The organism is Nocardia sp. NPDC059236 (genome assembly GCF_042754085.1).
Classification (GTDB): Bacteria; Actinomycetota; Actinomycetes; order Mycobacteriales; family Mycobacteriaceae; genus Nocardia.
In genome coordinates this window covers 1-1,341 of sequence record NZ_JBHZAF010000080.1, presented here as the reverse complement: position 1 = coordinate 1,341, position 1,341 = coordinate 1, and the positions used below count along the sequence as shown (strand labels likewise).

Below are 1,341 nucleotides of genomic sequence, written 5' to 3'. Positions count from 1 at the left end.
GGGTTTGGTGCTCACCTTCTTTCTTGGGAAGGATGGGCGCATCATGCCTGCGAAGTACGACGAAGCGACCAGGGCCAAGGCGGTCCGGCTGGTCGTCGATCACCGCGACGACTACGACAGTGAGTGGGCCGCGATCAAGGCGGTCTCGGCCCGGCTGGGTATGACCGCCGAGACCCTGCGGAAATGGATCAGGCAGGCCGCGGTCGACGCGGGTGAGGCCGAAGGGACGACGACCGAGTCGGCACGGGTGATCCGCGAGCAGAAACGCAAGATCGCCGAGCTGGAACAGACCATCGAAATCCTCAAGGCCGCAACGAGTTTCTTCGCGCGGGAGAGCGACCCGCGACACCGGTAATCTGCGCGTTCATCGCCGAGCACAAGGCTCGGTTCGGGGTCGCTCCGATCTGCCGTGCGCTGACCGCGCACGGATGCAAGATCGCCCCGAGAACCTTCCACGCCTGGGCGCGACGAGCACCGTCGAAACGGGCATTGTGGGACACCACGGTCACCGAGATCCTCGCCGGCTACTACGAACCCGACGAACAGGGCCGCCGCGCGCCGGAGTCGTTGTACGGGGCCGAGAAGATGTGGGCGCACCTGCAACGGCAGAAGATCCCGGTCGCCCGCTGCACCGTCGAACGGCTCATGCGGGCCAACGGCTGGAAAGGGGTGGTGCGGCGCAAGAAGATCCGCACCACCGAACCGGATCCGGCCGCCTCGCGGGCACCGGACCTCGTCGATCGCCAGTTCCGGGTTCCGGCACCGAACATGCTGCTCGTCGCCGATTTCACCTACGTTCGCCTGGTCACGGGCGCGTTCGTCTACACGGCGTTCGTGATCGACGCCTACGCCGGGCGGATCCTGGGCTGGGAATGTTCGACCAGCAAACAAGCCGCGTTCGTCAACTCCGCGATCCGTCAGGCCGCGGCGTTACGGCATCGGGAAGGACATCCGTTGGCGGGCAACACCATTCACCATTCCGATGCGGGGTCGCAATACACGTCGCTGCGGCTCGGGGAAACGCTGTTGCTCTCGGGCATGGTCGCGTCGATCGGATCGGTGGGCGACGCATACGATAATGCGCTGGCGGAGACCACGATTGGGCTTTACAAGACCGAAGCGGTCCGCGATGATTCACCGTTTCGGCGCGGCCCTCTGAACCGGCTCGCCGACGTCGAGTTGCTCACCGCCGACTGGGTCCGATGGTTCAACCAGTCCCGGCTCATGCACCGGCTCGGCCGCAAACCACCGGTCGAGTTCGAAGCCGACTACTATGCACTCCACGCCGAGCAACCGGCTGGAGACAGATAAACCGGTGTGCATCAAAACCGGGGGGATTCA

General features: G+C 65.0%; 1 protein-coding gene. It reads left to right on the top strand.

Features of this window, described 5'->3' with window-relative positions; genetic code table 11:
- Nucleotides 1-43: 43 nt before the first annotated feature.
- Nucleotides 44-1,311, top strand: a protein-coding gene (locus ACFXIV_RS47990) for an IS3 family transposase (protein ID WP_379405975.1) whose coding sequence is annotated in 2 segments (ribosomal slippage) — nt 44-317 and nt 317-1,311 — 1,269 coding nt in all. Because the reading frame shifts where the segments join, the coding sequence is not laid out codon by codon here.
- Nucleotides 1,312-1,341 lie beyond the last annotated feature (30 nt).